Here is a 25,611-nt window from a genome sequence, read left to right on the forward strand (position 1 = left end):
CGCCGACAGCCTAAAGGCTGGGACAATCGACGCGCAGAGCGCGTTTCGTCCAAAGCAGGAAACAGGATGCTGACAAAACGTCTTTCCGTGCTGACCCTTCTGAGCTGCCAGACCGCCCTTTGCGGCGCGGCGCTGGCGCAGGATCCGGTCCAGCTTGATACGGTGGTGATCGAGGCCGGCGAGACCGGCACCGGCCCCGTGACCCGCGCCAATCCGCGCACCCTGACCGGCGTGAAAAACGCGACCGCCGTGACAGAGATCCCGCAATCGGTCTCGGTCATCGGTCAGGACACGATCCGGCAGGACAACCTGACCAAGCTGGATGCGGCTTTCGGCTATACCGCCGGAGTGATCGGCCAGCCCTACGGCTACGACAGCGACACCAACTGGATCATGGTGCGCGGCTTTGCCGCCACCGCGAACGGGATCTTTCAGGACGGGCTGGCGAACTACTCTTTCGGCTTCGGCGGCTTTTACGTCGATCCCTTCATGGTCGAGCGGATCGAGGTGCTCAAAGGCGCCTCGTCGGTGCTTTACGGCAGCTCCAACCCCGGCGGCATCGTGAACTATGTCACCAAAAGGCCCACGGGCACACGCTCGACCGCGCTGGAATTCGGGATCGAGGAAGAAGGCGGGGCTTGGACCTCGGTCGATCATAACGGCGTCATTGACGATGCGACCTCCTACCGGCTGATGGCCAAGCTCGAACGTCAGGACGGGCGAGGCGCGTTTGATCCGGGCGTGCACGGGCTGCTGTCGGGCTCGGTCCTGCACCAGCTCGACACGGGGGCGGAGCTCGGCTTCGGCCTTGATTATCTGCGCGTCGACGAAAGCCATGTCGGCGGAGCGTGGCTGCCCTATGTCGGCACCGTCACCAATGCACCCTTCGGCAGGATCGACCGCTATTTCAACTCGGGCGAGCCGGACCACGACCGTTACGAGCGCGACCAGATCACCGCGCGCTTCAGCTATGCGCAGGATCTCGGCGACTGGCGGATCGAGAACACCACCCGCATCGGCCGCGCGAAAGTCGAGGAAGACAGCGTCTATGCCTATGGCTACGAGGGTTTCTCGCTGGTGCCTGGCAATGATCGGGGCACGATGTCGCGTCTGGTCTTCGACCACGAGACCACCGCCGTCACCGCTCTGAGCGATACCCGCGCCACCACCACCGCCAACTGGGGCGCGACCGAGCACAGCCTGCTCTTCGGTCTCGATCTGAAATATTTCCGCATGGACCAGATGCAGGCCAGCGCGCTCGGCACGCCGCTCGATTTTGTCGATCCGCAATATGGCGCGACGCAGCCTGCCGCCGTGCCCTATATCGACCAGCGCATGAGCCAAAAGCAGATCGGCCTTTATGCGCAGGACCAGATCCGCTGGGGCGACGGCTGGATCGCGACGCTGAATGCGCGCTACGACCACGTCAAAACCGAGGCCGGCACCAACCACGCCACCGGCGCGGCGGGCATGTCGCGCTCGGATGCGCAATGGAGCGGACGCTTCGGCATCGCCAGGACCTTCGCCAACGGCGTGACGCCCTATGCCAGCGTCTCGACCTATTTCCTGCCCAAAGTCGTGACCGATACCAGCGGCGAGACCGCCTCGCCCGAGAGCGGCCGCCAGTTGGAGGCCGGCGTGAAATGGGAGGCGAACGAAGACCTTCTGCTGACCGCCGCCGTCTTCGACATCCGCCGCAACAACATCACCCAATCGGTGATCGGAGGCATTGCGCGCCAGTTGGGCGAGGTCCGCTCGCGCGGGGTCGAGCTCGAGGCCCGCGGCAAGCTGACCGACGCCTTGCGCATCGAGGCCGAGCTTACCAAGCTCGATGTCGAGATCCTGAGCGATCCCAATACCGCCGTCATCGGCAAGACCCCCTATTCGACGCCCGATGCGACCGCTGCGGTCCGCATCAGCTGGACGCCGGTTCAGGCCCCCGATTGGACGCTTGTCGGCGGCCTGCGCTGGACCGGCAAGAGCTGGGCCGATAATGAAAACACCCTGCGCGTGCCAGATTACACGGTGCTCGATCTGGGTGCGAACTACCGCTTCGACGGTGGCTGGGAGGCCAATCTGGCCGTCTCGAACGTCACCGACAAGCGTTACACCGCCTCCTGCCAAACCGGCTATTGGTGCTATGACGGCGAAGGGCGCAATGCCAGCCTGACCCTGCGCAAGAGCTTCTGATCGCAGGTCGCCTTAACCGAAAATCAGGCCTGTCCCGGACAGCATCCGGGGCGGGCCGTCGGAGTTGATGATGCTGAAAGATTTCTTTGCCTATTACCGCCCGTGGAAAACGCTTTTCCTGATCGACTTTTCTGCCGCCGTGGTTCTGGGCCTGCTGGAGCTGGCCTTCCCCGTCGCCATCCAGGGGTTCATCGACGTGCTTTTGCCACAGGGCAACTGGTCGCTGACTCTGGTGGCGGCCGGTGCGCTTTGCCTTGTCTATCTGGTCAATGCGGGCCTGATGGCGGTCGTGACCTATTGGGGCCACATGCTCGGCATCAATATCGAAACCGAGATGCGCCGCCGCGCTTTTGATCATATCCAGAAGCTGTCTTTCAGCTATTTCGACCGTCAGCGCACCGGCCATATGGTCGCCCGTGTTACCCGCGATCTGGAAGAAATCGGCGAGGTCGCCCATCACGGCCCCGAGGATCTTTTCGTCGCCATCATGACCTTTGTCGGCGCCTTCATCCTGATGATGATGATCCACACGCCGCTGGCGCTGATGACCGTGGTGATCGTGCCCGCCACCGTCGCGCTGGTCAGCTATTATGGCGGCCGCATGACCGCCACCTGGCGCGAGATCTATTCCCGCGTCGGCAATTTCAACGTCAGGCTGGAAGAAAACGTCGGCGGCATCCGCGTCGTGCAGGCCTTCGCCAACGAGGACCACGAGCGCGCCCGCTTTGCCGAGGACAACCACCAATACCGCAAGGTCAAGCTCGATGCCTACCGCATCATGGCCGCCTCGCAATCGCTCAACTATATCGGGATGCGCGGCGTGCAGGTGGTCATCATGGTCGCGGGCGCGTCCTATGTGCTCAAGGGCGATCTGTCGGCGGGCGGCTTTGTCGGCTTCCTGCTGCTGGTCGGGGTCTTTTTCCGCCCGCTGGAAAAAATCGCTGCCGTCCTCGAGGTCTATCCGCGCGGCATCGCCGGATTCCGTCGCTATCAGGAATTGCTCGACACCGACCCCGATATTGCCGACCGCGAAGGCGCGCATGCGGCCACGGCGCTGAAGGGCGAGATCCGCTTCGAGAATGTCGGTTTCGGCTATGATCCCGACCGCCCGAACCTGCAAGACATCTCCCTGAACGTCCGTTCCGGCGAGACGATGGCCTTTGTCGGCCCCTCGGGCGCGGGCAAGACGACGCTGCTGGCGCTTTTGCCGCGCTTTTACGAGCCGACCTCGGGGCGCATCACCATCGACGGCACCGATATCCGCGATTTCACGCTGGAAAGCCTGCGCCGCCAGATCGGCATCGTCTCGCAGGATGTGTTCCTGTTCGGCGGCACGTTGCGCGAAAACATCGCCTACGGCCGGCTGGATGCCGGTGAGGACGACATCCGGCAAGCCGCCGAACTTGCCCAGCTTTCAAGCCTGATCGAGGGCCTCCCCGAGGGGCTGGACACGATCGTGGGCGAGCGCGGCGTGACGCTTTCGGGCGGACAAAAGCAGCGCGTGGCGATTGCGCGGATCTTCCTCAAGAACCCGCCGATCCTGATTTTGGACGAGGCGACCTCGGCGCTCGACACCCAGACCGAGGCGGAAATTCAGGCGGCCCTCGAACGTCTGGCGGTCGGGCGCACCACGCTGGTCATCGCCCACCGCCTCGGCACGATCCGCGACGCCGACCGCATCGCCGTGATCGAGGACGGCCGGATTGCCGAACTGGGCAGCCATGCCGAGCTGAGCGAAAGCGGCGGGCGCTATGCAAGGCTGAGCGCCGCATGAGGCGGGCAAGGAACTTCTGCGCGGCACTGGCGCTGGCAGCCCTGCCCGCGCCCGCATTCGCGCAGGAATTCCCTCAGGTCTTCGACGGGCTTTTCGGCCCGACCAACGTGACCCAAGCGCCCCGCCGCGTCGTCTCGCTCGGCTATGTCGCCCATGACGATCTGCTGGCGCTCGGCGTCGTTCCGGTCGGGCTGCGCTATTGGTACGGCCCCTATCCGCAGGGCGTCTGGCCTTGGGCCGAGGCAGCTTTGCGCGGCGAAAGCCCCGAGGTCCTGCGCGGCGAAATCTCGTTCGAACGCATCGCGCTGCTAGATCCGGATCTGATTTATGCGGTCTCCTCGGGGATCAGCGCGCAGGAATTCCGCATGCTGTCGCGGATTGCGCCGACCATTGCCTCCGCGCCCGAATATGGCGCCTACAACACTCCTTGGGATGCGCTCGCCCTCGGGATCGGGCGCGCGACAGGACACGCGGCCGAAGCGCAAGCGCGCATCGACGCGATCCGTGCCCGCTTTGGCGAAATCCGTGACGCCCATCCCGAATGGGCGGGGATGACCGCCGTGGCCGCGACCTATTCCGGCGGCGCGCCTGCCGTCTTTCTGCCCGGCGATGCCCGTGCCGATGTGTTGATCAATCTGGGTTTTCGCATCCCCGAGGCCCTCGAGCCCCATCGCGGCGAAAGCTTCTATCGCGAGCTTTCACCCGAGGATCTGGCCCCAATGGATGCCGATCTCATCCTCTGGATCGGGGGGACCGCCAAGGCCGCAGAGGTCGCGGCCATGCCCCTGCGCCCCGCTTTGCGCGCGTCCCGAACCGGTGGCGAGGTCTGGGCGGACGAGCTGATGGCCGGTGCGCTCGGCCATGCAACGCTTTTGTCGCTGCCTTGGGTGCTCGACCGTCTGCCCGCCGAAATCGCGGCGGCCGCCGACGGCGATCCGCTGACCAAAGTGCCCTCGGCCCAAGCGGCGGGGCTGATCCGGTGAAGGCGCTTTTGCTTCTGCCCGCCTTGGCCCTTGCGGCCTGCGCCGCGCTGGTTGTCGGCGCGCGGCCGGTGCCCCTGCCCGAAGTCTGGGCCGCGCTAAGCGCTCTCGATCCGAGCAATCCCGACCATCTGGCGATCACCCAGCTGCGCCTGCCGCGCCTTTATGCGGGTCTGATCGCGGGCACGGCGCTCGGGCTGGCCGGGGCTTTGATGCAGGCCCTGACCCGCAACCCCCTGGCCGAGCCGGGGATATTGGGAATCAATGCCGGCGCGGGCCTTGCCGTGGTTCTGGGCGCTTTGGCGGGACTTGGCGCGGGCACGATCTGGCTGGCCTTCGGCGGCGCGGCGCTGACCACCTGCGCGTTGATCCTTTTCGGCGGCGCGAGACAGGGCGGGATCGGACCCGCGCGGCTCGCGCTGGCGGGAATGGCGCTCAATGCTTTCCTGATTTCGGCGATCACCGTCGCTGTGCTGGTCAGCGCCTCGGCGCTTGACGAATACCGCTTCTGGGTCATCGGCTCTCTCGGCGATGCCGCGAGCCGCCCGTTGGCCGCAATGGCCGTGACCGCGCTTTCGGGAGCTGCACTCGCGCTCTTGCTTACACCTGCGCTGGAGACCTTGGCTCTGGGCGAGGAGGCGGCCGTCGGCCTCGGCCAGAACCTTTGGCGGATCCGTATCCTGAGCCTTGCCGCCATCGCGCTTTTGTCGGGGGCTGCGGTCAATGTCGCGGGACCGATCTCCTTCATCGGCTTGATGGCACCGCATCTGGCCCGCGCTTTCGGCACCATCGCCTTGCGTCCCCTGATGCTGCGTGCGGGGCTGATCGGCGCGACAACCCTGATCCTGTGCGATGTCGCGGGCCGGATCCTGCTGCCGCAGGGCGAGATCCGCGCCGGAACCGTCAGCGCCGTTCTGGGCGGTCTCGTCTTTGTCGCGGTCGTTCGCCGCATCCGGTTGGAGGCCCTGTCGTGAACCGCCTCGCGCTGCTGGTCCTCGCGCTTTCTACGCTGATCCTTGCCGGAATATGCGTGGGCGAGGTCGACCTGCCCGCCTCCGCCTATTGGCAGGCGCTCACCGGAGAGAGTCCCAGCGCGCGCTTGATCCTGTGGGAGTTGCGCCTGCCGCGCATCCTGACCGCAGCGGGCGCGGGCGCGGCCTTGGGCCTGTCGGGCGCGATCTTCCAGATGGTGCTGCGCAATCCCCTCGCCTCGCCCGATGTGATGGGTTTCACTTCGGGCGCGGCCTTCGGGACGGTGCTGGCGCTGCGCTCTGGCGGCGCGGCGGGGATCGGCACCAGCCTTGGCGCGGCGGGCGGCGGTCTGGCGGCGGCGGCACTGGTCTTCGGCCTGAGCCGCAGGGAAGGCCGCACCAGCCCGCTCCGTCTGGTTCTTGTCGGCATCGGCATTGCTGCGGCCTTCGGTGCGGGCGCGGTCTTGCTGCTGTCGCGCCTGCCCCTGACCGAGGCCGCCGATGCGCAGCGCTGGCTGGCAGGATCGCTGGTTGCACGCGACTGGCACCATGTCCGGCAGATCGCCCTTTCTCTGGTCCTCGTCGGAAGCGCGGCCGCCGCAATGGCGCGGGCGCTTGCGCTGCTCGAACTGGGCGACGATCTCGCCGCAACCCTCGGGTTGGGCGTCGAGCGCGCCCGCCTCGGCCTGACGTTCGTTGCCGTTCTCGCGGCGACGGCAGCGGTTTCCGTCGCGGGGCCCTTGCCCTTCATCGCGCTGATGGCCGCGCCGTTGTCGCGCCGCTTGGGGCAATGGGGAGCCCCCGGCGCGCGAATGGCGGCGGCGGGCATCACCGGCGCGTTGATCGCGACGCTGGCGGATCTTCTGGCGCGGATCGGGATCGGCGGCATCCAGCTTCCGGTTGGCGCGCTGACCGGCCTTTTGGGCGGTCCCTATCTTCTGTGGCTTTTGGCCCGCGAAATGAAAGAGGGTCAGCTATGACCGCAAGAACCGGCCTCGAGGCGCGCAATCTGAGCGTTTCCTACGGCACGCGCATGATCTTGAAGGACCTGACGCTCGCTCTGCCCGAGCAGCGCTTTACCGCCATTCTCGGGCCGAACGGCTGCGGGAAATCGACGCTTCTGCGCAGCTTCGCCCGCCTGATCCGCCCCCGCGCGGGCGAGGTCCTGCTCGACGGCGAGAACCTGACCGCAATGGCCGCAACCAAGGCAGCGCGAAGGCTGGGGCTTTTGCCGCAAGCGCCCACCGCGCCCGAAGGCATCACCGTCGAGGCGCTGGTCGCGCGCGGGCGCGCACCGTGGCGCGGGCTCTTTGCGGGCTGGAGCAAGGCCGATGCGGCCGCCTGCCTGCGCGCCATGACGGCAACCGGCGTTGCGGAACTGGCCGAACGGCCCTTGGCCGAGCTCTCGGGCGGGCAGCGCCAGCGCGTCTGGATCGCTTTGGCTCTGGCGCAAGAGACCCCGCATCTTCTGCTCGACGAGCCGACGACATGGCTCGATCTGCCCCATCAGGTCGAGGTTCTGGCACTTTTGCAGCGGCTCAACCGCGAAGAAGGCCGCAGCATTGTCGCCGTGCTCCACGACCTCAATCTTGCGGCGCGCTATGCCGATCATCTGGTGCTGCTCTCGCCGCAGGGTCTGGTGGCGCAGGGTGCGCCCGCGCAGGTCCTGAACCCCGCCAATATGCTGGCGGCCTTCGGCATGGCGACCCTGATCGAGCGCGATCCGGTCGCGGGCACCCCGATGGTGATCCCGCTTTAGGCGAAACGCCGGCTGGGAGAAAAGGCGACCTCCTATGCCGAAATCAGATCGACCGCGCGCATCACATCGTCGACGCTGACGCGGAAGCGCTCCTGATCGCCCTCGCCCACCACGAAACCATAGCGCATGCCCAGAAGATCGGTGAAATCCTTCCAGACATTATCGAAACGGTAAGGCGGCTGGATGGTGATCATCGCGCCCCCTTCCTGCATGGTCAGATAGGCATGGGTCAGCGCGCTGCCTTCGACCGAGACGACCAGAGACGCGCCCGCGATCTTGCGGATGATCTCGGCGGTGCTTTCCTGCATCGGATTGACGATGGTAAAGCCGCGCTGTGACAGCGCCTCGGCCAAGGCGGCCTCGTTCTCCAAAATCCGCAGATTCTGACCGAAACTGCCACGGATGATGAAAACGCGGTGGCCCGACTGATCGGCGGGCAGACCGGCCAGTCGCGCGCGCACCTGCTTCATCCTTTGGCGGCGATGCGCATTCATGCCGAGATCCTCGAAAAGCCAGGCCTCCGACAGATAGGTATCGGGGAGCTCGGGCACTTCGAGATCCATCAGCCGGCGGTAGGAATTCGCATGGGTCCAGCTTTCCATCAGCTTGTTTCTGGCGCGGTAGACAGGGCCGAACTCCTGCGCGAGCAAAGTCGTCGCTGAATCGTCCATCAGGTAATGGCCAAAGAAAATGCTGCCGATCGGCGTGCCGACCAGCGCGGCGCTTTCGATCTTTTCCTCGACGAAACGCGGCCCGCGCGGAGGGCGCTGCATCAACAGCTGGCTGCGGCTTCCGCGCGAATAAAAGCTGCCGCCGAGCAGGCGCGCATTGCGGAAATGAAGGGCGCGGGTCGCGGCATGGGTGACGCTACCCTCGGTGATGCGCGCCATCTGCGCCTCGCGCCCGCCCATGGATTGAAAGGCCCGGATGCGGTCGAGCTGTGCCGATCGAAATAGGCCTTCGGACGCAGCGCCACTTCTGCGGGCCAGACCTCGACCACTTTGTCGGCAGCCTCTGCGGCGCTGCGCTGCTTCTTGAACGCTTTTCTCGCGAGATAGGTAATCGGAACGATATTCATGACAAAACCCGCAGACCATTGAAGAGAATGTGGCATTATCAGTTGGTGTAATCAATGATTTAGATTCAGCCGCAGAGCGATGGGCGTCGTGATTTCTTCTCTGCGGGAAGCGCGATCCCCCGAACCAAAAGTTCAAACAGGCACGGGGTCGGCGCATCTCGCGAAGTACTGCCAGCCTTTTGGCGGCACAATAAAAAATCATCTGGATGAACGGCTTCTTACGCAGCGTGAAAAGCCGGCACCGCAAACAACAAACGGCCCCGTACCCTCGGGACCGTTTGTCCGCAGCCGGATCAGGCGGCGCGATAACACCCGCGCCGCGCCCTGCCTCGCGCCATGCAAAAGACTGTCAGGCTTTGTCGGTGGCCAGAATGTCGCGCACCATCGGAATTACCTCTTCGCCATACAGACGGATGCTCTCCATCAGCTGCTCGTGCGGCATCGGGCCGGTGGCATATTTCAGATCGAAATGACCAAGCCCCAAGGTCTTGACGGTCTTGGCGATCTTGCGCGCCACGGTCTCGACGCTGCCGACATAAAGCGAGCCTTGATGGACTTCGGCGAGGTAGCTCTCTTTGGTCATCGGCGGCCAGCCGCGCTCGCGCCCGATCCGCCCGAAAGCCGCCGAGAAATTCGGCCAAAGCTGCTCGATCGCCTCGGCATCGGTTGCCGCGACATGGCCCGGCGAATGGACACCGATCGGGCGCGCGGTCCGTTCGAGTTGTTCGGTCGCGCGCTTGTACAGATCGACATAAGGCACGAAACGCGCAGGATCGCCGCCAATGATCGCCAGCATCAGGTTGAGATCCTGCCGCACGACGCGGATTACGGATTCGGGACTGCCGCCGACGCCGACCCAGACCTTCATCCCCTCCGGCCCGAGCGGCGGATAGACCACCTGATCCTCAAGCGCCGAGCGGGTCTCGCCCGACCATGTGACGCGCTCCTCGCGCACGAGGCGGGCGAAGAGGTCGAGCTTTTCCTCGAAGAGCTGCTCGTAATGGCTCATGTCATAGCCGAAAAGCGCATAGCTTTCCGTAAAGGAGCCGCGGCCGAGGATGGGCTCGGCCCGCCCGTTCGAGACCGCATTGAGCGTCGAGAAACGCTGGAAGGCGCGCACCGGATCATCCGAGGACAAGACCGTGACCGCCGTGCCCAGCTTGATGCGCTTGGTCTGGCCGGCAATCGCGCCCAGCACCACCTCGGGCGAGGACAGCGCGAAATCGGGGCGATGGTGCTCGCCAAGCCCGATGAAGTCGATATTGAGCTGATCGGCCAGAACCGCCTGCGCCACCACATCGCGCAAAACCTCGTCCTGCCGCTTGGGCTGGCCGTCGGGCCCGTTGGTCACATCGCCGAAAGTGTCTAGTCCGAGAGATACCTGTTCCGCCATTTTGCGATCCTGCTATACATGTTCGACAAATGAGATAGGATGTCGCTTGCGGTTTCGCCATGTTCAAAGCGTTTTTATCCCTAACTGCTAAGGGGATCGCCGCTTGGGTCACCACCCGCATCCTCCAAGCCCCAGCCCAGCGCCGCGCGTGATCCTTGCGGATTCTTAGGCCGATCGGGCGCTGCGCGAAATCACGACGGTGAAGTCTGCCGCTCCGCGGCAACGGAACATATAGAGAACGTCGACCATTCGCCCAGCGTTTCCCGCATCCGTCCCCCCGTAGACGCGAGCGCTTCCACCCCCACCTGCCCCAAAGGTTTCGCGGCATTCCCATCGCGCGCAAAATCCCGCGACAGCGCCCCGCACCGCATTCCCAGAACGGAAATTCGCCTCTAGGATCGCTTTGTCGGCTGGCGCATGCGCCGCGACAACCCCGGGGAGGGAGCATGACAATCAGGATAGAGGCCGAGCGCCCGCCGCATCTTGGTGCGGAGCGCAGGTTGCCCCATGCGGAGCACGGACAACTGGACTCGGAGCAACCGCAGCCCGCATATCCCTTTCCCGGTTTCGAGCCGGAACAGCGCAGTTATCAATCATGGGTCGCCGACGAAACGGTCGAGGATTACGCACTCCGCTACGCCCCCGTGAACCACCGCCGCTGGAGCCCCTTCGTCATCGCCAATACCGCGCTGGGCGGCATCTCGTTTCTGGCACTCGAGGCGATCGGGGCGGCGCTCACCCTCTCTTGGGGCGTCGAGACCACCGTGATCGCAGTTCTCGTCGTTTCCGTCTTCATCTTCCTGACCTGCCTGCCCATCGCCTATCACGCGGCGCGCACCAATGTGGATATGGACCTGCTGACGCGGGGGGCGGGCTTCGGCTATATCGGCTCGTCGATCACATCACTGATCTATGCCACCTATACGATCATCTTCTTTGCCCTCGAGGGCGTGATCATCGCGCAAGCCCTGTCGCTCAGCACGGGATTGCCGCTGCCTCTGGGCTATCTGGTCTCGACGCTCTTCATCCTGCCGTTCGCGGCGCGGGGAATGACAGCGATTTCGCGCTTCCAGATGCTGACGCAAATTCCCTGGATCGTCCTGGGTCTTCTGCCCTTCGTGGTCATCGCCATTGCCGAACCCGAGGCATGGAGCCGCTGGCAATCCGGCAGCGGCCACAGTTTCAGCTGGCTCTCGCTCGGGGCGGCGATCGGCGTCCTTTGCGCCCTCACCCTCCAGATCGGCGAGCAGGTCGACTACCTGCGCTTCCTCCCCCCCAAAGAGACGACACCGAAACTCCGTTGGTGGGGGGCCCTGATCATGGCGGGACCGGGCTGGATCCTGATCGGAGGCACCAAGATCCTGATGGGCAGCTTTCTGGTGACGCTGGCCATCGGCGACGGCATGGCACCCGATTTCGCGGTCGAGCCGATCGGCATGTTCTGGCAGGCCTTCCAGCATGTCTTCACCCCGCCGGTCGCGCTGCTCTTTGCGACGGCCTATGTGCTGCTCGCGCAGGTCAAGATCAACGTGACCAATGCCTATGCCGGCTCTCTGGCACAGTCGAACTTCTTTCTGCGCGTCACGCGCTACCACCCGGGCCGCTTGGTCTGGCTGATCTTTCACGTCGTGGTCAGCTGCGCGCTCATGCTGATGGGGGTTTTTTCGACCCTCGAGGCCGTGCTCGCGATCTATGCCAACCTCGCCCTTGCATGGCTGGGCGCGATCATTGCCGATCTGGTCGTGCTCAAACCTCTTGGCCGCAGCCCGAAACTCATCGAGTTCAAACGTGCCTATCTGCCCGATTTCAATCCGGTCGGCTGCGGCGGCATGGCGCTGGGGGGCGCGGTGGGTATCGCGCTTTTCCTCGGGACAGGCGGACCCTTCCTTCAGGCCTGGTCGCCGCCCATCGCCTTCGTCGTCTCTCTGGCCACAGCGATCACCATCGGGGTCATGCGCGGCAGCGCCGCCTATTTCGCGCGCGAGCCCCATGTCTTCGACCACGAGACTTCCTGTCTCTGCGCCATCTGCACCCACGGCTACGAATCCCGCGACATGGCCTATTGCACCTTCTACGAGCGGCCGATCTGTTCGTTGTGCTGCAGCCTCGATCCGCATTGCCGCGATTACTGCAAGCGCCCCCGCGCCCTTGCCGGAGCCGCAAAGGGACCCGCGCCCCTTGCAGCGCCCATGATCACCTCTGTTCCCCTTACGCCCCACGCCCCTATGATCGCGCCCCCGATCCGGACGGCGGGCCTTGCCCTGCCCCGCGTTTCGCCGCGCTTTTGGCAAAGGCTCTGGCAGATCGTCGCGGTCTTTGCCGCGCTCATGGCGGGGCTGGGCTGCCTCTATCTTGTCGCGCGCTATCTCGCCTCGGGCTTTCACGACCCCCGCCTCGTGCTGCACTTCTTTCTCGGCATCACGCCGCTGCTCGCCCTCGTCGCCATCTGGGTCGTCATGGCGATCGAACGCAAGCGGCTGACCGAAGAGGATCTGCTGGGCGCCCTGACACGTCTCGGGGTTGCCCAGCGCGAGCTTGCCCTGAACCAGCGCCTTGCCGCCGTGGGCGAAGTCGCGGCCACCATCAGCCACGAGCTGCGCAACCCTTTGGGCACGATCACCAGCTCGGTCGAGGTCCTCTCGCGCAACCCCGGTCTCGGCCCCGAGGCCGAAGAAGACGTCGAGCGCATCCGCCGCAACATCCGCCGATGCGGCCGCATCATCGACATCCTGCTCGATTTCGCGCGTCAGGGCGCGAACGAGATCGTGCCGGTCGATCTGGGAGCATGGCTTGGGGCGAGCCTTGCCGAACAATCCTTCGGGCGTTTCGTCACGCTCGAAATCGCGCAAGGCATGCAGATCCGATGCGATCCCTCGCGTCTGCAATTCGCGATCCACAACCTCGTCGACAATGCGGGCCATGCCGCGGAAGCCGCAGGACGCACGCCCCGGATCACCTTGCGCGCCTATCGCAGCACGGCTCCGGCCACCGGCCCCAGCGGGCAAGCCCGCGGCCAAACCGTGATCGAGGTCACCGACAACGGTGCCGGCATGCCGCCCGAGCTGCGCGCCCGCGCCTTCGATCCGCTATTCACCACCAAGGGCGCAGGCGTCGGGCTGGGCCTGCCGCTGGTGCGCCGCGTCGCGCAGATGCATGGCGGCGACGCATGGATTGCCCAAAGCGGCGCGGCGGGAACCGTGATGCGCCTTTCCGTCGGGGACCAGACATGAACGAAGCGGGAACACATTCCCAGCGCCCGCGCCTGATGATCGTGGATGACGAGCATGATTTCGCGGTCTCGACCTCGCGCGCTTTGGCGCTCGAGGGGATCGACTGCATCCTCGCCGGTCACGGTGCCGAAGCCGTGGCCTTGCTGCTTGCCCAAGAACCTCAGATCGCGCTTCTGGACATCCGCATCCGCGACGAGGACGGCACCGAGCTGGCAGCGCGGCTCAAGGCTTTGCGCCCCGATCTGATCGTCATCATCATGACCGGCTATGCCTCGGTCGATAGCGCCATTGCCGCGATGCAGGCAGGTGCGCATGACTTCCTGCGCAAACCCTTCTTTCTCGACGAGCTGATGCGCGCCTTGGGGCGGGCGGGCGAGATCCTGCGCCTTCGCGAGGACAAGGCGCAGGCCGAGCGCGAATTGACCCATCTGCGTCAACTCGAGGCGACCTCGCAGCTTGCGGCGGGGCTTTCGCACGACTTCCGCAATATGCTCGCGGTGGTGCAGGCCAATCTGTCGGTGCTGGTCGAGCGGCTGGAGAAGGACGGCGGCAGCGATGCACGGCTTCTGCCCTATGCCCGCGACGCCCTTCATGCCGGAGCCTCGGCGACCAGCGTGGTGACGCGGCTGGGTGATTTCCGGCGCAACCGTAGCGCCGCATTGGCTCCGGTCGACCTGCGCCCGCAGGTCGCCGAGGCGGTCGCCATGATGCGCTCCACCCTCTGCGCCGGGCTCGCGATCACGCTGTCTCTTCCCGAGGAGCCGCTCATGGTTCTGGCCGATCCCGCCATGATCGGCACCGCGATGGTCAACCTTTTGATCAATGCCCGCGACGCGACCGGCGGAGAGGGGCGCGTCACCGTCGCCTTGCGGCGTCTCCGTCAGGGCGGCGATTATGCCCGACTGACCGTCACCGACGACGGGCCGGGCTTGAGCGGCGAGGCCGCCTTGCGCGCGGTCGATCCCTTCTTCACGACCAAGCCGCAAGGAACCGGGCTCGGCCTGCCGATGATCCGTCACCTCGCCCTCTCGAGCGGAGGCCGCTTCCGGCTGGAGAACGCCCCGCAGGGCGGCGCACAAGCTGTGCTCGACCTACCCGCGGTAGCGGTTGCGGCAACGGCCGAAGCGGCTCCTCACTCAGATGGCGCGAACATATAGCCCGCGCCGCGCACCGTGCGGATGACGCGGTGCTCGGGGCCGGTATCGCCGATCTTGCGGCGGATTTTCCCGATCATCACATCGATCGAGCGGTCATAGGGCGTCCAGTCGCGGTTGGAGGCGTAATCGAGCAGCTGGTCGCGGCTCAACACCCGTCCCGGCCTTTGCGCGAGGATCGCGAGCAAGGCGAATTCCTGCGCCGTCAGCACGCGGATCGAGCCGTCGCGATGGCGCAGATGGCGCGCCTCGAGGTCGAGATGCCAATCATCGAAACGCAACACCTTGCGGGCATCCTCGCGCGCGGGGGCGGCTTCTTGGGGGATCGGCGGCAATGCGGCCGGCTCTGGCTGGAGGCGGCGCAAAACGGCGCGGATGCGGGCCAGAAGCTCGCGCGGCTCGAAAGGCTTGACGAGATAGTCGTCCGCCCCGATCTCTAGCCCGACAATCCGGTCTATCGCCTCGTCGCGCGCCGAGAGAAACAAGATCCCCGCCGAATGCTGGCTTTTGACCTCGCGCGCTAGCGAATAGCCGTCATCGCGGCCGGGCAGCCCGATATCGAGCACGATGAGATCGAACGGCGCGCGTGCCAATGCCTCGCGCATCGCAGGACCATTGGGCGCGATCTCGGCGGCGAAGCCTTCCTCGGTGGCGTAGCGCAGCAGGAAGCCCGCCAAAGCGGCATCATCCTCGACAAACAAAATCCGGTGCTTTGCCAAAGGGTTGTCTACCGTCCTCGCCGCCTCCATCCGATCCTCCACCCCCGAATTCGAGGCAGGATAACAAGCGCCCCGCGCTTTGGATAGCCGCCCGCAAAACCGCCCGCGCGCGCCCAGCAAAGCCCTGCCGGTTACAAAGCGGTTACAAGCCGGTTGCACGGGTTACAAAAATCCCGCCCCCCGAACGCACGGCGATTACATTGCCCCGCCACCATCGTCGCAGAAGGCACGCTTCGGCGCCCCTTCGCCACATAGGGAGGAAACAATGTCCAGAACCGTTTTCGAAGTGGATCTCAAGAAGGCCCCCGAGGACAACGCCCAAAAGACCCACAACCGCTGGCATCCCGACATTCCGATGGTCGACATGTTCAAGACCGGCGAGGTCCTGCGCATCGAATGCTACGACTGGACCGGCGGTCAGGTCGGCAACAACGACAGCGCCAACGACATCCGCGACGCCGATCTGACGCGCGTCCATTACCTCTCGGGGCCCTTCGGCTTTTACGGCGCGGAGCCGGGCGACCTGCTGGTCGTCGATATTCTCGACATCGGCGCGCTGCCCGAATCGAAATGGGGCTTCAACGGGCTTTTCGCCAAGGAAAACGGCGGCGGCTTCCTGACCGAGCATTATCCGAAAGCCAGCAAGTCGATCTGGGATTTCGAGGGCATCTATACGACCTCGCGCCATATTCCGGGCGTGCGCTATCCGGGCCTCATCCACCCTGGCCTGATCGGCTGCCTTCCCGATCACAAGCTGCTCGCCGAAGCCAACCGCCGCGAGGCCGAGCTGATCGCGACCAACCCAGGCCGCGTGCCGCCTCTGGCCAACCCGCCCCATGCCGCCACCGCGCTGATGGGCGAAATGACCGGCGCCGCCAAAGAGGCCGCCGCCAACGAGGCATGGCGCACGGTCCCGCCGCGCGAACATGGCGGGAACTGCGACATCAAGAACCTCTCGCGCGGCTCCAAGGTCTATTTCCCCGTCTATGTGAACGGCGGAGGCCTTTCGATGGGCGACATCCACTTCAGCCAGGGCGACGGCGAGATCACCTTCTGCGGCGCGATCGAAATGGCGGGCTGGATCGAGGTCAAGGTCGAGATCATCAAGGGTGGCATGGCGAAATACGGCGTCATCAACCCGATCTTCCGCCCCTCGCCGATCGATCCGAAATTCGACGATTACCTGATCTTCCAGGGCATTTCGGTCGATGAACATTCGGGCGAGCAATATTATCTCGACGCCCATGTCGCCTATCGCCGCGCCTGCCTCAACGCGATCGAATATCTCAAGAAATTCGGCTATTCGGGCGAGCAGGCCTATATGATCCTCGGGACCGCGCCGATCGAGGGGCGCATCGCGAGCATTGTCGACATCCCCAACGTCTGCGCGACCGTGGCGATACCGACCGGCATTTTCGACTTCGACATCAGGCCGAATGCCGACGGGCCCAAGCGCTCGGTTCCGGATGTGGCCTGGGCCAAATCGAGCTGATCCCTCCCACCCACCGCCCGCCTTCGGCCGGACCGGAGGCGGGCTTTCAGGAGCAATCCCATGGTACTTGGATTTCTGCTGCTCTGGGTCGGAGCGGTCCTGTTTCTCAACGGGCTCTGGCTGATGGGCAAGATCGAGGACCGCGAAATCGTGGTCGTCAACGTGATCTCGGGACTGGTCGCCTCGGCGGTGGTGCTGCAGTCGGTCTTCGGGGCGGGCGCCAATGCAGACAGCATCCGCGCGGGAGCGCTGACGCTTTTGTTCGCCACCACCTATTTCTGGGTCGCCTACAACCGGTTGAGCGGCGTCGACGGCCGCGGTCTGGGCTGGTTCAGCCTCTTTGTCGCGATCACCCTGATCCCCGTCATCATCCGCGCCTATGGCAGCGTGTCCAATGGTGCCGAATTCTGGCTGGCGACGAATTGGCTGATCTGGGCGGTCCTGTGGTTCATGTATTTCCTGCTGCTCGCTTTGGGAAAACCGATCCTGAAGCAGACGGCTCTGGTGACCTTGCTTGCGGGGATCGTGACCGGCTGGTTGCCGGGCTTCCTGCTTCTCGACGGATTGATGTGAAAGGATCGCGTGATGCCGATTTACGATTTCGCCTGCCACGACCACGGGGTTTTCAGCGACTGGGCCAGCTACGAGGCCAGCCGCGCCGGTGCGCCCTGCCCCTGCTGTGCGCAAACCAGCGCGGTCCTGCCCTCGATCCCGCAGATCAGCCGCCTCTCGAGCGGGCTGCGCCGCGCCGAGGCCCGCGCCGATGCCACCTCGAGCGAGCCCAAGGTGATCAAGCGCGGCCATCTGCCGAGCTGCGGCTGCAACATGTGCAAGAAAGCCGCGCCGCCGACATCGCGGCGCTGGATGCTGGGCCAATGCTAAAAGACCGGTAAGTCGGGTGCGAAACCGCGAGCGGCGTACCATCCCCTTACAAACCCGCAAAGGGCCGGAGGCGCAGGTCTCTGGCCCGTTCCATTTCCGGACCGACCGCGATTGTGAACATCTTGTGGATACAGAGGGAATTAAACTCACCATAACATTCCCAATCGAAAGCCATGATATTGTCCTCAACAGCGACAAGCGGCGCAGCCCGCCGGACGGTCGCGAAAAACGTGAGGAGCACATCATGACGACGACGGCAAAAGCACTCGCGGATCTGAAGGAACGTCTGAAATCCTCGGACCGCATGCCGCTGGTTTTTCTCGGCCACGGCTCGCCGATGAACGCGATCGAGGATAACGCCTATTCGCGGTCGTGGGAGGAGCTGGGCCGTGCCCTGCCGCGCCCTCAGGCCATTCTCGTGGTCTCGGCGCATTGGATGACCCACGGCACAACGCTGGTCGATGTCTCGGCCCTGCCGCGCACCATCCACGATTTCCGCGGCTTCCCGCCCGAGCTTCATGCCGCGCAATACCCCGCCCACGGCGATCCCGAGCTCGCCCGCGAAGTGGTCAGCCTGCTCGCGAGCCACCATGCCGAGGGCGACGACACCTGGGGACTCGATCACGGCGCATGGTCGGTTCTGGCGCGGCTCTACCCCGAGGCCGACGTGCCGGTCTTCCAGCTCTCGATCGACATGTCGAAGGATCTCGACTGGCATCTGACCATCGGCAAGGATCTGGCGGATCTGCGCAGCAAAGGCGTGTTGATTCTCGGTTCGGGCAATGTCGTCCATAACCTGCGCACCATGCGCTGGGGCGGCAAACCCTATGATTGGGCCGAGGAGTTCGACGGCTATTTCGCCAAAAACCTCGAAAACCGCAATCTTGCCGCCTTGGCCGACCGTAAGGCGATGGGCAGCCTCTTCACGATGGCCCAACCCACGCCCGACCATTATCTGCCAGCGCTGACCATCGCCGGTCTCTCTGACGACAAGGACCGGCTGACCTTCATGAACGATTCCATCGATATCGCTTCGGTCTCGATGCGCAGCTTCATCTTCCATTAAACCGCTTCAGCCAAACCGGCCCGACCCGCCCGAGGCACGCGCCTCCGGCGGGTCTTTGCGCGTTTGGCTTTCCGCTCTTGAGGCTTGCGCCATTTTGGCTGCTTATTTGCACAATATGCGCAAGTAAAAGGAGCCCCCCATGCCCGCCTTCCAAGGAAAATCCGTTCTCGTGCTCGGCGGCAGCCGCAGCCTCGGCGCGACCATCGTGCGCCGCTTTGCCGCCGAAGGTGCCACAGTGGCCTTTACCTATGCCGCTTCGGGCGCCGCCGCCGAGGCGCTCGCGCGCGAGACCGGCGCCACCGCCCATCTCACCGACAGCGCCGACCGTGATGCGGTGATCGCGCGGGTCGCCTCTTGCGGCCCGCTTGATGTTCTGGTGATCAATTCGGGAGTCGCGATCTTCGGCGACCCGCTCGAGCAAGACCCCGATGCGATCGAGCGCCTTATCCGCATCAATACGATCACCCCCTATTTCGCCGCGGTCGAGGCCGCGCGGAAGATGCCCGACGGCGGCCGCATCATCGTGATCGGCTCGGTCAACGGCGACCGGATGCCCTTGTCCGGCATGGCCTCCTATGCGCTGTCCAAATCGGCGCTTCAGGGCATGGCGCGCGGGCTGGCGCGCGATTTCGGCCCGCGCGGGATCACGGTCAATGTCGTTCAGCCCGGTCCGATCGACACCGATGCCAATCCTGCGGAAGGTCCGCTCAAGGACGTGATGCATGCCTTCATGGCGATCAAACGCCACGGCCGCACCGAAGAAATCGCGGGGCTGGTCGCCTGGCTCGCCGGCCCCGAGGCGGGCCTTGTCACCGGCTCGATGCAGACGATCGACGGCGGTTTCGGGGCCTGAGGCCGAATCCGTCCGCCCCTGCCGGCCCACTGCGCCTCCCCGTTTCCCGGCCCTTCAGGCCGTCATCCGGCGTGCCCCTGCGCTTTGGCGGCCTGATCCTCGGCGATGTAATCCATCAGCTTCTGGGCCAGAGGGTGCAGTGTGCGCCCGCGCCTGAAGATGATCCCGAGATCGCGGCAAAGCTCCGGAGCGTTCAGCGGGCGGAAAACCAGATTGCCGCGCGGCAAAAGCTCGAGCGTCAGCTCGGGCAGCGCCGTCACGCCCAGCCCCGCCTCTATCATCGCGCCCGCCGTCGCGGGATGCGTCGCCTCGTGGGCATAACCGCCCGCCTGCCCCAGATCGCGCAAAAGCTGGTCGGTCAATTGGCGCACGCTGGTCATGGTGCGCATGGCGATAAGCGGTGACTGCAGCAAATCCGCCCATGACAATTCGGCTTGTGCGGCCAGCGGGTGATCGTGATGCAGCACGGCGAAGAAGCGGTCCCGCACCAGCGGCGAAAAGCCCAGATGCGGCGCGGCCTCGGTTTCGACCGAAATGCCGAAATCGGCCTCGGCGCGGGTTACGGCCTCGGAAACATTGCCCTTGAAGCTGTCGAGAATATCGATCGTAACCGACGGAAAATCAATATGGAACCTGCGCAAAGGCGCAGGCAGGATCCGCGCCGCGACCGAGGGCAGCGCCGCGATCGCGAGATGGGTGGAGCCGCCCGTAACATAGCTCGTCATCTCGTCGAGCGAGACCGTCAGATCATGAACCACGCGCTTGGCGATCGGCAAGAACGCCTCGCCAAAGGGCGTCAGAACGACCTGCCGCGTCGTGCGGTCGAAAAGGCGCAGATTGAGCCTTTGCTCCAGCCGGTTGATCGCGCGGCTGACTGCTGGCTGGGACAAAGCCATCGTCTCGGAGGTGCGGCTGAAGTTTCCCGTCGCCGCCACCTCGAGGAAAATCTGGATTTCGAAGGGGGATATATCTATGCGTTTCATGCATGAGTTTGTCGTAATTATTCATTTCTGACGCAAGACCCAATCTGCCAATTTGTCTGCAACAGCCGGGGGAGCGGCTTGCGGGAGGGATGGGATGTTAACAATTCTGGGTTTTGCGACGATCGCGGTTTTCCTGATCGTCACCTTGAGCGGAAGGGTTTCGGTGCTGGTGGCGCTGGTCCTGATCCCGCTGATCGCGGGGCTGATCGGCGGCTTCGGAGCCGAGATCGGCCCGATGATGGTCGACGGGATCACGCGGGTCGCGCCGACCGGCATCATGATCATGTTCGCGGTACTGTTCTTCGGGCTGATGCTGGGCACGGGGATATTCTACCCGATGATTCTGGGCCTCGCGCGGCTGATCAAAGGCGACCCCGTGCGGCTCTGTCTGGTCACGGCGGCGTTGGCGATGCTGGTCTCGCTCGATGGCGACGGGGCCACGACCTTCCTGATCACGGTGACCGCGATGCTGCCGGTCCACAAGGCGCTCAAGATGAACCCCGTGGTTCTGCCCGGCGTCGTGGCGCTTTCGGCGGGGGTGATGAACCTGCTGCCTTGGGGCGGCCCGACCGCCCGCGTCATGAGCGTGATGAGCGCGGATAGCGCGCAGGTCTTCCACCCGCTCATCCCCGCGATGATCGCGGGCATTCTGTGGGTCTTTGTCGCCGCCGCGCTGATCGGCTACGGCGAGCGCAGACGTCTCGGCATCGATACGGAGCTGGATGCGACCAAGCTGGTCGTGACGACCGATCCCGCCGACGAAGGCGCGCTGCGGCCGAGGCTCTTCTGGTTCAACGTCGCGCTGACCCTTGCGGTTCTGGTCGTGCTTTTCATGCATATCCTTCCGCTCGGACCGATCTTCATCATCGCCTTCTGTATCGCTTTGGTGGTCAATTACCGCAGCTGGGAGGAGCAGAAAGCCCGTCTCGTCGCCCATGCCGACAGCGTGGTCATCGTCACCTCGATGATCTTTGCCGCGGGGATTTTCACCGGCATCCTGTCGGGCACGGGGATGATCGACGCGATGGCACAGGGTTTCGTCGCCATCATGCCCGAGAAGTTCAGCGGAGCCCTGCCCCAGATCGTGGCGCTGGCCAGCATGCCGCTCAGTCTCGCCTTCACGCCGGATGCCTTCTACTTCGGCATTCTGCCGGTGCTGACCTCGGGCGGCGCGGCGATGGGGCTCGACCAGCTCGACATCGCGCGCTCGGCGCTCATGGGCCAGATGACCACGGGCTTCCCGCTGAGCCCGCTGACGGCCTCGACCTTCATCCTGATCGGCCTTTCGGGGGTCTCTCTGGGGGCACATCAGAAATTCGTCTTCAAATGGGCCTTCATGACGACAATCGTCATGACCGTGGTTGCAAGCCTCACCGGCGCGATCTGAGAAAGGAAACAGGATGGACAAGATTGTTCGGATCGGCTGCGGAGCGGGCTTTGCCGACGACCGCTCGGACGGGGCGGTGGCAATCGTGGCGGAGCTCGCCCGCCTCGAAGGCCCGCGTTTCCTGATGTTCGAGACCCTCGCAGAGCGCACGCTGGCCCTCGCGCAGATCGCCAGAAAAAAGGACCCCGATGCCGGTGCAGGCACGGGCGTCGAGCGCTTCCTGCGTCCGGTTCTGGCCGATTGCCTGTCGTCGGGCATCCGCATCGTCTCGAATTTCGGCGCGGCCAATCCCCGCGCAGCCGCCCGCATCGTGCGCAAACTCGCGGCCGAGCTGGGCCATCCCCATATCAAAATCGCGGTGGTCGAGGGCGATGACGTCAGCGACGAATTCCCGCTCGACGAGCTGATCCCGCGCGAGGTGATGGGCACGCTTCTTGCCCGCCGCCCCGAGGTGATTTCGGCCAATGCCTATATCGGCGCTTTCGAGATCGCGGCGGGGCTCGATCTCGGCGCCGATATCGTGATCGCGGGACGGGTCGCCGATCCGGCCCTCGCGCTTGCCCCCCTCATCCATGCCTTCCGCTGGAGCGAAGCCGATCTCGACCATCTCGCGGCGGGCACGCTGGTCGGGCATCTGCTCGAATGCGGCTCGCAGGTTTCGGGCGGCTATTTCGCGGATCCCGGCCTCAAGGATGTGCCCGGCCTCGACGAGGTCGGCTATCCGATCGCCGAGATCGCGGCCGACGGCAGTTTCGTCGTGACCAAGCCGCAAGGCACCGGCGGTCGCGTCGATTTCGCCACCGTGGCCGAGCAGCTCTTGTATGAAATCCACGATCCCGCCGCCTATCTCACGCCCGATGTGGTGATCGATGTCAGCGGTGTCGAGATAGAGGAGCTCGGCCCCGACCGCGTGCGCGTGACCGGCGTCAGGGGCAAGCCGCGCACCCCCACCCTCAAGGCCACGGTCTGTATCGACGGCGGCTATCTCGCCGAGGGCGAGGTGTCCTATGCAGGGCCCAATGCCGCCGCGCGCGGCCGCCTCGCCATCGAAATCCTGCAAAAGCGACTGGCACGCCGCCTGCCCGAGCTGCAGATCCGCGCCGATCTGATCGGGGTCGCGAGCATCTTCAACGACAATGCCGGCACGACCCTCGATGCGGCACAAGCCACTCCTTCTGACGTGCGCGTCCGCGTGGCGGCGCAGTCCTTCTCGCCGAACGAGCTGGACCGTTTCCTCGACGAGGTGCGCGCGCTTTATTGCGCCGGTCCCGCCGCCGGTGCGGGCATCCGCACCAGCAAAACCCCGCGTTTCTGGAGCGCGTCCTGCCTGCTCGAACGCGACCGCATCCACCCCAGCGTCTCGCTGGTCGAGGAGGACTGATCATGGCAAAGACACCGCTTCACCGCATTGCCCATGCCCGCGCCGGCGACAAAGGCAATCGCGGCAATATTTCCCTGATCTGCTACGCGCTCGAAGACTACGCGATCATCCGCGATCAGGTGACGCCCGATTTCGTGGCCCGCGTCTTTGCCGCCCGCGCGTCGAGCAAGATCACGCGTTACGAGCTGCCCCAGCTTGGAGCGATGAATTTCGTGATCGACGGGTTGCTCGAGGGCGGGGTGAATTCAAGCCTCGGCCTTGATGGTCACGGCAAGGCTTTGTCCTTCCTTCTGCTCGCCGCAGAGGTCGAGACGCCCTGAGGCTGCCGCGCAGAACGCAAAACGGCCGGAGCATCCCTCCGGCCGTTTGGTTTTCCTTTCTCGGTGCCTGTCGCCTCAGCGCCGTGCCTCGGATGCGAGCAAGGCGCGTTTGCGTTCGATCCCCCAGCGATAGCCCGAAAGCGCGCCGTCATTGCGCAACACGCGGTGGCAGGGAATGGCCACGGCAAGCGCATTCGCCGCACAGGCCTGCGCCACCGCCCGCGCGGATTTCGGCGCGCCGATCTTGCGGGCGATACCGGCATAAGAGGCCGTCTCTCCGGCGGGGATCTCGCGCAGGGCCTGCCAGACGCGCTCCTGAAAGGCGGTTCCGCGGATATCGAGCGGCAGATCGAGGCCGATCCGCGGTGCCTCGACAAACCCCACCACCTTGGCCACCAAATCCTCGAAACCGTCATCGCCGCCGATCAGGGTCGCATCGGGGAAACGGTCCTCGAGATCGTGGATCAGCACCTCGGGATCGTCGCCGAGCGTGATCGCGCAGACGCCCTGCGCGCTTTGCGCCACCAAAATCGCGCCAAGGCTGCTTTGTCCGACCGCAAAACGGATCTCGGCCCCTTTGCCGCCGCTGCGGTAGCGCGTGGGCGTCATGCCGAGCGTCTGCGCGCCGCGTTCGTAAAAGCGGCTGCCCGAGCCGTAGCCCGCCTCGTAGATCGCGCCGGTCACGCTGCCGCCCTCTTGCGCCAGACCCGCACGCAATTTGCGCGCGCGATGGGCCATGGCCCAAGCCTTGGGGGTCAGGCCGGTGACCGCTTTGAACTGGCGGTGGAAATGATAGGGGCTCAGCCCGATGCGGGCGGCGAGACGGTCGAGGGTCGGAAGTTCCTCGGCGGCCTCGATCAGGCGACAGGCCTCGGCGATCAGCTCGGCATTGGCCTCGGCGGGGGAACGGCCCTTGGGATGGCAGCGCAGGCAGGGCCGAAAACCCGCCGCTTCGGCCAGTGCCACCGTGTCGAAAAGCGCGACATTTTGCGGCTTGGCCAATCGCGCGGGGCAGGAAGGGCGGCAAAAGACTCCCGTCGTTCTGACCGCATAGACGAACTGCCCGTCGGCGTTGCGGTCACGCGCGACGACCGCTTGCCAGCGCGGATCTCTTTCGGTGGGCGGCGCCTCTGCGGCCGCATCGGGGCTGATGATCTGGGGTTCGAATTTGGTCATTGGACTTCCCGCGACTTGCGATGATGGAAGCAGAGTAGCGCGGCCAAGACCAGCGCTCACTCCGCCCCTTGCTGTCAAATTCGCGGGATCGCGGCAGGTGGCCGGCGGTCGGGCTCTCAGGCCTGCGGCCTCAGACAACCGCCGTCAGGATCGGATAGAGCGAGCCGAGCAGCATCAGCGCCATGACGATATTGAACAGCCTTTGGCGCAGCGGAGAGGCCAAAATCCCGCGCAGCATCGTCCCGAACCCCGCCCAAAGCGTGACGCAGGGCGCATTGACCATCAAATAGACCAGCGCAAGCAGCGCGATATTCGCGATGAACCGCTCTTGCGGTGCATAGGTCGCAACCGCGCCGACCGCCATGATCCAGGCCTTGGGATTGACCCATTGGAAGGCCGCCATCCGCGCGAAACCCAAGGGCCGCGCATCGGTGCGGTCGATCCCCTCGACCGGTGCTGACGCCATTTTCCACGCCAGATAGGCCAGATAGCCCGCGCCGGTCACACGGATGATCTCGTGGAGCATGGGCGAGGCCAGAAAGACCCCGCCGAGCCCCAATCCCACCGCCAGCACCATGAAGGAAAAGCCCAAAGTCACCCCGAGGATCATCGGCACCGTACGACGAAACCCGTAGGTCGCCCCCGAGGCGAGCAGCAGCGTGTTGTTCGGACCGGGCGTGATCGAAGTGACGAAAGCATAGGCGACGAACGCCAGAAACAGATCGGAGGGCATGGCACTATCCTGAGCGGCAACCGCAAGCGAAGGCGGATTGCGCTGAAGATGAAATCTGTGACACTTTTTGAAAATACCTTATAGTGTACC

The 25,611-nt window shown here is 64.9% G+C and carries 22 protein-coding genes; 16 read left to right on the forward strand and 6 right to left on the reverse strand.

The window, feature by feature from the left end:
• Positions 1-66 precede the first annotated feature (66 nt).
• The 6 genes from ACFFUC_RS06535 (at position 67) to ACFFUC_RS06560 (ending at position 7,674) form a co-directional block, all read left to right on the forward strand.
• The gene (locus tag ACFFUC_RS06535; RefSeq protein ID WP_377684655.1) at positions 67-2,190 is read left to right on the forward strand and encodes a TonB-dependent siderophore receptor; all 2,124 of its coding nucleotides are present in this window, start codon (positions 67-69) and stop codon (positions 2,188-2,190) included.
• Positions 2,191-2,260: 70 nt separating this feature from the next.
• The gene (locus ACFFUC_RS06540; protein WP_377684657.1) at positions 2,261-3,964 is read left to right on the forward strand and encodes an ABC transporter ATP-binding protein; all 1,704 of its coding nucleotides are present in this window, start codon (positions 2,261-2,263) and stop codon (positions 3,962-3,964) included.
• Positions 3,961-4,947, forward strand: a complete 987-nt coding sequence (locus ACFFUC_RS06545; protein WP_377684659.1) for an ABC transporter substrate-binding protein — start codon at positions 3,961-3,963, stop codon at positions 4,945-4,947. Before ACFFUC_RS06540 ends, ACFFUC_RS06545 begins: the two co-directional genes overlap by 4 nt.
• Positions 4,944-5,918: a FecCD family ABC transporter permease gene (locus tag ACFFUC_RS06550; protein ID WP_377684660.1), complete on the forward strand. Its 975-nt coding sequence runs from the start codon at positions 4,944-4,946 to the stop codon at positions 5,916-5,918. Before ACFFUC_RS06545 ends, ACFFUC_RS06550 begins: the two co-directional genes overlap by 4 nt.
• Positions 5,915-6,895 carry a FecCD family ABC transporter permease gene (locus tag ACFFUC_RS06555; RefSeq protein ID WP_377684662.1) on the forward strand — a complete coding sequence of 327 codons (981 nt, stop codon included), beginning with the start codon at positions 5,915-5,917 and terminating at the stop codon, positions 6,893-6,895. Before ACFFUC_RS06550 ends, ACFFUC_RS06555 begins: the two co-directional genes overlap by 4 nt.
• Positions 6,892-7,674: an ABC transporter ATP-binding protein gene (locus ACFFUC_RS06560; RefSeq protein ID WP_377684664.1), complete on the forward strand. Its 783-nt coding sequence runs from the start codon at positions 6,892-6,894 to the stop codon at positions 7,672-7,674. Before ACFFUC_RS06555 ends, ACFFUC_RS06560 begins: the two co-directional genes overlap by 4 nt.
• 32 nt (positions 7,675-7,706) lie before the next feature.
• Here ACFFUC_RS06560 and ACFFUC_RS06565 read toward each other — a convergent pair whose 3' ends face one another.
• Both ACFFUC_RS06565 and ACFFUC_RS06570 read right to left on the reverse strand, forming a co-directional pair.
• Complete coding sequence (locus ACFFUC_RS06565; protein WP_377684666.1) at positions 7,707-8,564, reverse strand: glycosyltransferase 61 family protein; 858 nt, start codon at positions 8,562-8,564, stop codon at positions 7,707-7,709.
• A gap of 537 nt (positions 8,565-9,101) precedes the next feature.
• Positions 9,102-10,145, reverse strand: coding sequence for an LLM class flavin-dependent oxidoreductase (locus ACFFUC_RS06570; protein WP_377684668.1), 1,044 nt, complete (start codon positions 10,143-10,145; stop codon positions 9,102-9,104).
• A gap of 446 nt (positions 10,146-10,591) precedes the next feature.
• Between ACFFUC_RS06570 and ACFFUC_RS06575 the strand changes: the two genes are divergently transcribed.
• Together ACFFUC_RS06575 and ACFFUC_RS06580 are read left to right on the forward strand one after the other, a co-directional pair.
• A complete protein-coding gene (locus ACFFUC_RS06575) occupies positions 10,592-13,375 on the forward strand; it encodes an ATP-binding protein (protein ID WP_377684670.1) in 2,784 nt (927 codons plus the stop codon).
• Positions 13,372-14,532, forward strand: a complete 1,161-nt coding sequence (locus tag ACFFUC_RS06580) for a sensor histidine kinase (RefSeq protein ID WP_377684672.1) — start codon at positions 13,372-13,374, stop codon at positions 14,530-14,532. The genes ACFFUC_RS06575 and ACFFUC_RS06580 overlap by 4 nt, the downstream gene beginning before the upstream one ends.
• On the opposite strand, the gene ACFFUC_RS06585 is transcribed toward ACFFUC_RS06580, so the two are convergent.
• Positions 14,508-15,278 carry a winged helix-turn-helix domain-containing protein gene (locus ACFFUC_RS06585; protein WP_377684674.1) on the reverse strand — a complete coding sequence of 257 codons (771 nt, stop codon included), beginning with the start codon at positions 15,276-15,278 and terminating at the stop codon, positions 14,508-14,510. The genes ACFFUC_RS06580 and ACFFUC_RS06585 overlap by 25 nt on opposite strands.
• A 235-nt stretch (positions 15,279-15,513) precedes the next feature.
• Here ACFFUC_RS06585 and fmdA point away from each other — a divergent pair, with 235 nt between their 5' ends.
• The 5 genes from fmdA (at position 15,514) to bdcA (ending at position 19,541) form a co-directional block, all read left to right on the forward strand.
• Positions 15,514-16,740 (forward strand): formamidase, encoded by a 1,227-nt coding sequence (fmdA, locus tag ACFFUC_RS06590; protein WP_377684676.1) that lies wholly within the window; start codon positions 15,514-15,516, stop codon positions 16,738-16,740.
• Positions 16,741-16,800: 60 nt separating this feature from the next.
• On the forward strand, positions 16,801-17,313 hold the full coding sequence (locus tag ACFFUC_RS06595; RefSeq protein WP_377684678.1) for an AmiS/UreI family transporter: 513 nt from the start codon (positions 16,801-16,803) through the stop codon (positions 17,311-17,313).
• Between the two features lie 12 nt (positions 17,314-17,325).
• A complete protein-coding gene (locus ACFFUC_RS06600; RefSeq protein ID WP_377684680.1) occupies positions 17,326-17,622 on the forward strand; it encodes a hypothetical protein in 297 nt (98 codons plus the stop codon).
• 244 nt (positions 17,623-17,866) lie between these two features.
• On the forward strand, positions 17,867-18,688 hold the full coding sequence (gene ygiD, locus ACFFUC_RS06605; RefSeq protein ID WP_377684681.1) for a 4,5-DOPA-extradiol-dioxygenase: 822 nt from the start codon (positions 17,867-17,869) through the stop codon (positions 18,686-18,688).
• Between the two features lie 139 nt (positions 18,689-18,827).
• Positions 18,828-19,541 carry an SDR family oxidoreductase gene (gene bdcA / locus ACFFUC_RS06610; RefSeq protein ID WP_377684683.1) on the forward strand — a complete coding sequence of 238 codons (714 nt, stop codon included), beginning with the start codon at positions 18,828-18,830 and terminating at the stop codon, positions 19,539-19,541.
• Between the two features lie 62 nt (positions 19,542-19,603).
• On the opposite strand, the gene ACFFUC_RS06615 is transcribed toward bdcA, so the two are convergent.
• Positions 19,604-20,524 carry a LysR family transcriptional regulator gene (locus ACFFUC_RS06615; RefSeq protein ID WP_377684685.1) on the reverse strand — a complete coding sequence of 307 codons (921 nt, stop codon included), beginning with the start codon at positions 20,522-20,524 and terminating at the stop codon, positions 19,604-19,606.
• A gap of 94 nt (positions 20,525-20,618) precedes the next feature.
• Between ACFFUC_RS06615 and ACFFUC_RS06620 the strand changes: the two genes are divergently transcribed.
• The 3 genes from ACFFUC_RS06620 to ACFFUC_RS06630 are packed head-to-tail and all read left to right on the forward strand — an operon-like array spanning position 20,619 to position 23,612.
• Positions 20,619-21,911 carry a CitMHS family transporter gene (locus ACFFUC_RS06620; protein WP_377684687.1) on the forward strand — a complete coding sequence of 431 codons (1,293 nt, stop codon included), beginning with the start codon at positions 20,619-20,621 and terminating at the stop codon, positions 21,909-21,911.
• 13 nt (positions 21,912-21,924) lie between these two features.
• Positions 21,925-23,292 carry an acyclic terpene utilization AtuA family protein gene (locus ACFFUC_RS06625; RefSeq protein WP_377684689.1) on the forward strand — a complete coding sequence of 456 codons (1,368 nt, stop codon included), beginning with the start codon at positions 21,925-21,927 and terminating at the stop codon, positions 23,290-23,292.
• A gap of 2 nt (positions 23,293-23,294) precedes the next feature.
• Positions 23,295-23,612, forward strand: coding sequence for an AtuA-related protein (locus ACFFUC_RS06630; protein ID WP_377684691.1), 318 nt, complete (start codon positions 23,295-23,297; stop codon positions 23,610-23,612).
• A gap of 75 nt (positions 23,613-23,687) precedes the next feature.
• Here ACFFUC_RS06630 and ada read toward each other — a convergent pair whose 3' ends face one another.
• Complete coding sequence (ada, locus tag ACFFUC_RS06635; protein ID WP_377684693.1) at positions 23,688-24,788, reverse strand: bifunctional DNA-binding transcriptional regulator/O6-methylguanine-DNA methyltransferase Ada; 1,101 nt, start codon at positions 24,786-24,788, stop codon at positions 23,688-23,690.
• A gap of 130 nt (positions 24,789-24,918) precedes the next feature.
• Positions 24,919-25,521 (reverse strand): LysE family translocator, encoded by a 603-nt coding sequence (locus ACFFUC_RS06640; protein WP_377684695.1) that lies wholly within the window; start codon positions 25,519-25,521, stop codon positions 24,919-24,921.
• Positions 25,522-25,611: the final 90 nt, after the last annotated feature.

The sequence above is a fragment of the Paracoccus cavernae genome, from assembly GCF_042430175.1.
Taxonomy (GTDB): Bacteria; Pseudomonadota; Alphaproteobacteria; order Rhodobacterales; family Rhodobacteraceae; genus Paracoccus; species Paracoccus cavernae.

What these genes read in the sequence shown, in the direction of transcription:
- ACFFUC_RS06535 (WP_377684655.1), top strand. Translation starts at nt 67, where the DNA reads ATGCTGACAAAACGTCTTTCCGTGCTGACCCTTCTGAGCTGCCAGACC.
- ACFFUC_RS06540 (WP_377684657.1), top strand. Translation starts at nt 2,261, where the DNA reads ATGCTGAAAGATTTCTTTGCCTATTACCGCCCGTGGAAAACGCTTTTC.
- ACFFUC_RS06545 (WP_377684659.1), top strand. Translation starts at nt 3,961, where the DNA reads ATGAGGCGGGCAAGGAACTTCTGCGCGGCACTGGCGCTGGCAGCCCTG.
- ACFFUC_RS06560 (WP_377684664.1), top strand. Translation starts at nt 6,892, where the DNA reads ATGACCGCAAGAACCGGCCTCGAGGCGCGCAATCTGAGCGTTTCCTAC.
- ACFFUC_RS06565 (WP_377684666.1), bottom strand. Translation starts at nt 8,564, where the DNA reads ATGGCGCGCATCACCGAGGGTAGCGTCACCCATGCCGCGACCCGCGCC.
- ACFFUC_RS06570 (WP_377684668.1), bottom strand. Translation starts at nt 10,145, where the DNA reads ATGGCGGAACAGGTATCTCTCGGACTAGACACTTTCGGCGATGTGACC.
- ACFFUC_RS06575 (WP_377684670.1), top strand. Translation starts at nt 10,592, where the DNA reads ATGACAATCAGGATAGAGGCCGAGCGCCCGCCGCATCTTGGTGCGGAG.
- ACFFUC_RS06580 (WP_377684672.1), top strand. Translation starts at nt 13,372, where the DNA reads ATGAACGAAGCGGGAACACATTCCCAGCGCCCGCGCCTGATGATCGTG.
- ACFFUC_RS06585 (WP_377684674.1), bottom strand. Translation starts at nt 15,278, where the DNA reads ATGGAGGCGGCGAGGACGGTAGACAACCCTTTGGCAAAGCACCGGATT.
- fmdA (WP_377684676.1), top strand. Translation starts at nt 15,514, where the DNA reads ATGTCCAGAACCGTTTTCGAAGTGGATCTCAAGAAGGCCCCCGAGGAC.
- ACFFUC_RS06595 (WP_377684678.1), top strand. Translation starts at nt 16,801, where the DNA reads ATGGTACTTGGATTTCTGCTGCTCTGGGTCGGAGCGGTCCTGTTTCTC.
- ACFFUC_RS06600 (WP_377684680.1), top strand. Translation starts at nt 17,326, where the DNA reads ATGCCGATTTACGATTTCGCCTGCCACGACCACGGGGTTTTCAGCGAC.
- ygiD (WP_377684681.1), top strand. Translation starts at nt 17,867, where the DNA reads ATGACGACGACGGCAAAAGCACTCGCGGATCTGAAGGAACGTCTGAAA.
- bdcA (WP_377684683.1), top strand. Translation starts at nt 18,828, where the DNA reads ATGCCCGCCTTCCAAGGAAAATCCGTTCTCGTGCTCGGCGGCAGCCGC.
- ACFFUC_RS06615 (WP_377684685.1), bottom strand. Translation starts at nt 20,524, where the DNA reads ATGAAACGCATAGATATATCCCCCTTCGAAATCCAGATTTTCCTCGAG.
- ACFFUC_RS06620 (WP_377684687.1), top strand. Translation starts at nt 20,619, where the DNA reads ATGTTAACAATTCTGGGTTTTGCGACGATCGCGGTTTTCCTGATCGTC.
- ACFFUC_RS06625 (WP_377684689.1), top strand. Translation starts at nt 21,925, where the DNA reads ATGGACAAGATTGTTCGGATCGGCTGCGGAGCGGGCTTTGCCGACGAC.
- ACFFUC_RS06630 (WP_377684691.1), top strand. Translation starts at nt 23,295, where the DNA reads ATGGCAAAGACACCGCTTCACCGCATTGCCCATGCCCGCGCCGGCGAC.
- ada (WP_377684693.1), bottom strand. Translation starts at nt 24,788, where the DNA reads ATGACCAAATTCGAACCCCAGATCATCAGCCCCGATGCGGCCGCAGAG.
- ACFFUC_RS06640 (WP_377684695.1), bottom strand. Translation starts at nt 25,521, where the DNA reads ATGCCCTCCGATCTGTTTCTGGCGTTCGTCGCCTATGCTTTCGTCACT.